Here is a 6,013-nt window from a genome sequence, read left to right on the forward strand (position 1 = left end):
GAGCTGGCCTATGCCAGTCGTGCGTTGCGCTGCATCGAGATCAACGGCACCTTCTACCGCACCCCGACAGCTGCCCAGTGCGCGCAGTGGGCAGCGCAGACGCCGGAAGGTTTCCGGTTCTCGATGAAGGCCCCGCGTCATCTGGTGCAGCGTCGCGACCTGTCGTCCACGATCGAGGCGGCCAGCGCGTTCCTGCAGGCGGCCGTCGCGCTGGGCGACCGGCTGGGCCCGTTGCTCTGGCAGTTCGACCCGCAGCACCCGGCCGATGCCGCGGCGCTGGATGCCTTCATGGCACAGCTGCCCAGGCAGCTGGATGGAACGGGGTTGCAGCATGCGTTGGAGGTGCGCAACGCCAGCGTCCATGGGCCGGAACTGGTGCAAGCGGCGCGCCGGCATGGCGTGGCCCTGGTGATCGAAGACAGCGACGAATCGCCACTGCATGGCGACATCACCGCGGGCTTCGTCTATGCACGGATCAAACGCAGCCAGGCCCGACTGGCCGAAGGTCTTCCCCAGCCGATGCAGCAGCGCTGGGCCACGCGCGCGCGGTGCTGGGCCCGGGGTGAGGCGGTGGACGACCTGCCCTGCCTGGCCGCACCGTCCCCGGCCGCGCCGCGCGAGGTCTACCTGCTGTGCATCGGCGCCGGCAAGGTGCGCAATCCGGCGGCGGCGATGGCACTGCAGCGGGTCATCGACGGCGCCAGCGGTCCACTGCCCACAGCAGTGTCCAGCCCAGCACGAACACCCCGCCGACGCGCAGCACGCTGAGGCCGAATGCACGCGAACCGATCGGCTGTACTTCCAGGAACGGGTACGGTGCGCTGCCCAACCACGAGGCCGTGAGCATCGCCCAGCCCAGGTAGGCCAGTGGCACCAGCAGGACCACACCCAACGCACGCCAGCGCAGGCCACCATGTGGCAGCAGCCCCGCCCAACCGGCCAGATACAGCAGCGGCACCACGTAGTGCAAGCCGGCATCGGCCCACCATTGCAGGCCAGTTGGCTGCCACAGCCCCTGCAGCGCCAGCAGATAGATCAGGCCGGTGACGCCGATGCACAGTGCCAGGGTGGCGGCTACCGTAGGTCGCAGTGCGCGGCCGCTGCAGAGCCAGAGGCAGCCCAGGCACACGGCCAGATTGCTGAGGATGGTGAAGTAGCTGAAGAAGCGCAGGCTCGCCACGCCGGGTCCCAGGCTGGCGCCGATGCCGCGCATCAGCAGGGCAAACTGCAGCAGCAACGATGCTGCAGCGACCAGCGCGGTCAACAGCGCCCAGCCGCGCAGCAGAAGAAAACGGGCAGCAGGCATGCACGGCTCCCTCGTGGCAACGCCGCGAGCATGCCACAGGCATCGCCCGCCGATGCGGCTTGCCTCACAATACGCCGATGAGCACACCCGACACCCGCAAAGCGCTTTGGCAGATCCACTTCTGTGTCCTGCTGTGGGGCGTCACCGCCATCCTCGGCAAGTTGATCACCCTGCCGGCGCTGCCGCTGGTGTGGTGGCGGATGCTGCTGGTGGTGGCGATGCTGGCGTTGCTGCCGCGGGTCTGGCGCGGGCTGCGCACGCTGCCGCTGCGGCTGGTCGCCGGCTATGCCGGTATCGGCGCGCTGGTGGCCCTGCATTGGCTGACCTTCTACGGCGCGGTGAAGCTGGCCAATGCCTCGGTTGCCGCCACCTGCATCGCCCTGGCACCGGTGTTCACCTCGATCATCGAGCCCTGGGTGRCCAAGCGTCCCTTCCAGCTGCGCGAACTGGCCTTCGGCCTGGCGGTGCTGCCCGGTGTGGCGCTGGTGGTGGGTGGCGTGCCCGACGGCATGCGCCTGGGCGTGTTGATCGGCGCGCTCTCGGCCCTGCTGGTGGCAGTGTTCGGCTCGCTCAACAAGCGCATGGTCAGCCATGCCGATCCGCTGACGGTCACCGCACTGGAACTTGGCGCGGGCACGCTCACCCTGACCCTGCTGGCACCGCTGATGCCGTACCTGCTGCCAGCGCTGGCCAGCCCGTTGTGGATCGTTCCCGACCTGCACGACGGCATCCTGCTGCTGGTGCTGGCCGGTGTCTGCACGCTGCTGCCGTTCGCCCTGGCCCTGGTCGCGCTGCGCCACCTCAGCGCCTACACCGTGCAGCTGGTCACCAACCTGGAACCGGTCTACGCCGTGTTGCTGGCCGTGGTGCTGCTGCGCGAGCAGCATGAAGTCACCCCGTGGTTCTACCTGGGCGTGGCGATCATCGTCGGTGCCGTGTTCCTGCATCCGCTGCTCAACCGCCGCAAGCGCGTGCAGCATCCGGAAATCCTCGGAACATCCGAAGCGCGCAACATCGCCGATTGAGCGCGTCCGCGCATTGCGTGGATCTTCCCGGCACCCGTCTCAGCGCTGCGGCCAATGCCAGGCCGGTGCATCCAGCAGGCCCTGCCCGCTCAGCAGCGTACGCCCGTGTTCCTTGTGCAGGTGCATTGAATGGCACTGCGGTGCCTGTTCCAGCGCGGCAATCAAGCGCGTGGCGTGCGATACCACCCAGACCTGGCTGCGTGCACTGGCGGCGATGATCAACCGTGCAAGCGCCGGTAGCAGGTCCGGATGCAGGCTGGTCTCCGGCTCGTTGAGCACCAGCAGCGGTGGCGGCCGTGGCGTGTGCAGGGCCGCGGCCAGCAACAGGAACCGCAGCGTGCCGTCGGACAGCTCGGCCATCGACAGTGGCCGCAGCAGACCGGGCTGGTGGAAGCGCAGCGCGAGTCGGCCATCCAGTTCCTCGAAGCTGACCGTCGCTCCCGGAAATGCATCCTCGATCGTCCGTGCCAGCGCCTGCGGATCGCCGATTTCCAGGATCGTCACCCAGGCGGCGGCGAGGTCGCGGCCGTCGTGGTGCAGCACCGGGGTACGGGTCGCCATTGCCGGTTGTCGCGCCGGTGCATCGGCATCACTGCGGAAGTGGTCGTAGAAGCGCCAACGGCGGATGTACTCGCGCAAGGTGATGGCTTCCGGCATGCGCTGTGGATCGCCCACCTGGGTGAACAGGCTGTCGAACAGCGAAAGACGGTCGTCCACCAGGTCCCAGCCGCGTGCGTGCCGCTGCCGCACCAGCGCACCGCGGCGGTCGACCAGCAGATTGGCGCTGCGCAGGAACGGCCCTGCCCAGATCGCTTCAGCCTTGATCTGCGGGTCCAGCGCGAAAGCTGATCGGCTCGGTGGCGGATATCCGAGGTCGATGGCGTAGCCGAATTCATCGGTGGCGAAGCCCAGCTTGAGCCCCACCGATTCCTGGCGCGGCCCGCCCTGCAGCGGGATCTCACCGGCCAGCACGCGGCGGTCGATCTTTTCCGGACCGGCCCACAGCGCCGAGCCCAATCCACCCTCCCGCGCCAGTACCGCTGCAACACCGCCCTGCGCGGTTTCCGCCAGCATGCGCAGCGCGCGGTACAGGCTGGATTTGCCACTGCCGTTGTCGCCGGTGACCACGTTGAGCCGCTGCATCGGCAGCACCAGCGCATGCAGCGATCGGTAATTGGYGATGGCCAGGGTCTGCAGCATGGTCGACGTCCTTGCGGTGAGACGTTGAGGGTGCCGTACGGGTATCGCAATGGCTGCGACTGCACGCAAAGGCCCGGGCCATCCACGCATCGCGTGGATCCACCGCAGCCGCGCGGGCGGTCAGGGCGCCACTTCCACCCGGTTGCGGCCGGCGCCCTTGGCCCGGTACAGCGCGGCATCGGCACGGGCCAGGGTCTGGTCAGACGTTTCACCGGGCTGGTGCTGTGCCACACCGATGCTGATGGTCACCGGGAAGCCCAGCGGCAGGTTGGACACGGCTACCCGCAGGAACTCGCATTGCAGTTCGGCGGTACGCAGGTCCGCGTCCGGCATCAGTGCCACGAATTCCTCGCCGCCATAGCGCGCGGCCAGACCCCCACCGGCGAAGTGCGAGCGCAGCAGCGCCCCCAGCTCGGCCAGCACCCGGTCGCCGGTCGCGTGGCCCTGGAAATCATTGATGTGCTTGAAATGATCGATGTCCAGCAGGGCCACGCAGGTCTGCCGGTCGCGGCCATCGACGGCAATCACCGCCTCGTCCAGCGCCGCTGCCAGTGCCCGCCGGTTGGGCAGGCCGGTCAGGGCGTCGGTACGGCTCTGTTCGGCCAGATCGGCATTCTGGGCCAGCAGCACATCGTGATACTCCGACAGCAGGCGTTCGTAATCGTTGCGCTCAAGCATGTGCCGCTGGATATCCAGGGCGAAACGGCGCAGCTCCATCACCACCATCACCTGCCGCGACAGCGCGGCCAGCGCTTCGGCCTTGTCGGTCGCCAGCTGCTGCGGCCGCGCGTCGAACACGCACAGGGTTCCCAGCGGCAGGCCGTCGCTGCTGATCAACGGCGCACCGGCATAGAAGCGCACATGCGGGTCGCCGGTCACCACCGGATTGTCGTGGAAGCGGACGTCCTGCAATGCATCCTCAACCACCATGATTTCCTGCGGCTGCAGGATCGCGTGGCCGCACATCGACTCGCTGCGCAGGTTCTCGGTCGCGGCGATGCCCTGCATCGACTTGAACCACTGGCGCTCGACGTCGATCAGGGTCACGGCCGCCATGGTCGTGCCACACACCGCCTTGGCGATGGCCACCAGGTCATCGAACGAGCGTTCGCGCTCGGAATCGAGGATCCGGTAGCGGTACAGCGCCTCCAGGCGCAGCGCTTCGGTGGCGGGCTTGTCGGGCTTGATCATGCAGCGTCACGTTCCGGCAGGGCGCCGCAAAGTCTAGCGGATGCGGGCGGCCAATCTGCATTCCGGTAGTGCCGGCCGTTGGTCGGCTCCCTGATGTTCATTGCCAGCACCGTGCAGYTGCCGGCCAGCGGCCGGCACTACCGGTCRATGMMGCGGCGTGGATTGTCGGTTGGGGTAGTGCCGGTCGTTGGCCGGCAGCCTGGGAGTGTGGGGTGATTGCGGTTGCCGGCCAGCGGCCGGCACTACCAGGTCGCCGCGGGCGATTGACGGCGTCTCAGTTCTCTGCGTCCTGCAGTGCTGCATGCATTTTGTCGGTGATCTGCTGCAGCGCGGCCAGGTCATCGGCTGAGAGGTGGTCGAGGAAATTCCGGCGCACGCTGGCGACGTGCACCGGCCGCGCTGCGCTCAGCTGGGTGCGGCCTTCTGCGGTCATGCGGATCACCACCACGTTGTCACTGTCGGTGTCGCGCTCGATCAGGCCACGGCCGGCCATGCGGGTGARCTGGTGCGAGAGCCGGGTCTTGTCCCATTCCAGGTAGTCCTGCAGGTCGCGCTGGCGGCGGCAGCGGTCCTTGGCCTTGCTCAGTTCCATCAGCACGACAAAGTCGGCACTGGAAAGCCCGGTGCTGCGGGTGATGTCGTGGACGATGCGGCCGGAGGTGATCTCGGCCATGCGCCGGAAGCCGCGCCAAGCGGCCCACTCGTCAGGGGTGATGGTGGGTGAGGTCATGCGCTCACGTTGCCCGTGGTTGGTTGACGTGTCAACTCGAACGTTCTACGGTTGATATATCAACCGACCAGCAGGCCGCCTCATGCCGCACCCTCCACGTATTGCCATCATCGGTGGAGGCCCCGCCGGCCTGACCGCTGCGCTCATCCTGCATCGCGGTGGCCACCGCGTGAGCGTGTACGAGGGCRAGTCGTCCGGGCAGCAGCGCACCCAGGGCGGCACGCTGGACCTGCATGAGGATTCCGGCCAGGTGGCGCTGCAGCGCGCTGGTCTGCTGGAGGCGTTCCGGGCGGTGGCGCGCCATGAGGGCCAGGAGGCGCGGATGGGGGATCCGTGGTCCGGGGCGATTACCGCGGGTGGGTTCGGGCCGGAGGGAAGCATGGACAAGCCGGAGATCGACCGTGGCGACCTGCGCCAGCTGCTGCTGGATGCGCTGCCGGCCGACGCGGTGCAGTGGGGCCATTGCCTGAGCGAGATGGAACCTGCAGATGCCGGCCGCCACAGCCTGCGCTTCGCCAATGGTGTGCAGGCCGAGGTGGACATCGTGATTGGTGCCGATGG

General features: G+C 68.1%; 7 protein-coding genes. 3 read left to right on the plus strand and 4 right to left on the minus strand.

Annotated elements, in window-relative coordinates:
- A partial coding sequence (locus AC1VAN_RS08235) for a DUF72 domain-containing protein (RefSeq protein WP_480985608.1) occupies positions 1-768 on the plus strand: 768 nt, incomplete at its 5' end.
- Here the strand turns inward: AC1VAN_RS08235 and AC1VAN_RS08240 are convergent.
- The gene (locus AC1VAN_RS08240) at positions 689-1,306 is read right to left on the minus strand and encodes a Pr6Pr family membrane protein (RefSeq protein WP_442252249.1); all 618 of its coding nucleotides are present in this window, start codon (positions 1,304-1,306) and stop codon (positions 689-691) included. The genes AC1VAN_RS08235 and AC1VAN_RS08240 overlap by 80 nt on opposite strands.
- A gap of 77 nt (positions 1,307-1,383) precedes the next feature.
- Here AC1VAN_RS08240 and AC1VAN_RS08245 point away from each other — a divergent pair, with 77 nt between their 5' ends.
- Complete coding sequence (locus AC1VAN_RS08245; RefSeq protein ID WP_480985609.1) at positions 1,384-2,331, plus strand: DMT family transporter; 948 nt, start codon at positions 1,384-1,386, stop codon at positions 2,329-2,331.
- A gap of 39 nt (positions 2,332-2,370) precedes the next feature.
- On the opposite strand, the gene AC1VAN_RS08250 is transcribed toward AC1VAN_RS08245, so the two are convergent.
- The 3 genes from AC1VAN_RS08250 to AC1VAN_RS08260 form a co-directional block, all read right to left on the minus strand.
- The gene (locus AC1VAN_RS08250; protein WP_480985610.1) at positions 2,371-3,531 is read right to left on the minus strand and encodes an AAA family ATPase; all 1,161 of its coding nucleotides are present in this window, start codon (positions 3,529-3,531) and stop codon (positions 2,371-2,373) included.
- A gap of 120 nt (positions 3,532-3,651) precedes the next feature.
- Positions 3,652-4,722, minus strand: a complete 1,071-nt coding sequence (locus tag AC1VAN_RS08255) for a GGDEF domain-containing protein (RefSeq protein ID WP_480985611.1) — start codon at positions 4,720-4,722, stop codon at positions 3,652-3,654.
- Positions 4,723-4,996: 274 nt separating this feature from the next.
- Entirely contained in the window at positions 4,997-5,452 is a 456-nt protein-coding gene (locus AC1VAN_RS08260) for a MarR family winged helix-turn-helix transcriptional regulator (protein ID WP_480985612.1), read from the minus strand.
- A gap of 82 nt (positions 5,453-5,534) precedes the next feature.
- Between AC1VAN_RS08260 and AC1VAN_RS08265 the strand changes: the two genes are divergently transcribed.
- Positions 5,535-6,013 (plus strand): FAD-dependent oxidoreductase (locus AC1VAN_RS08265; protein ID WP_480985613.1); only part of this gene is annotated, 479 nt, incomplete at its 3' end.

It is taken from the genome of Stenotrophomonas sp. 05L44_2 (assembly GCF_056665995.1).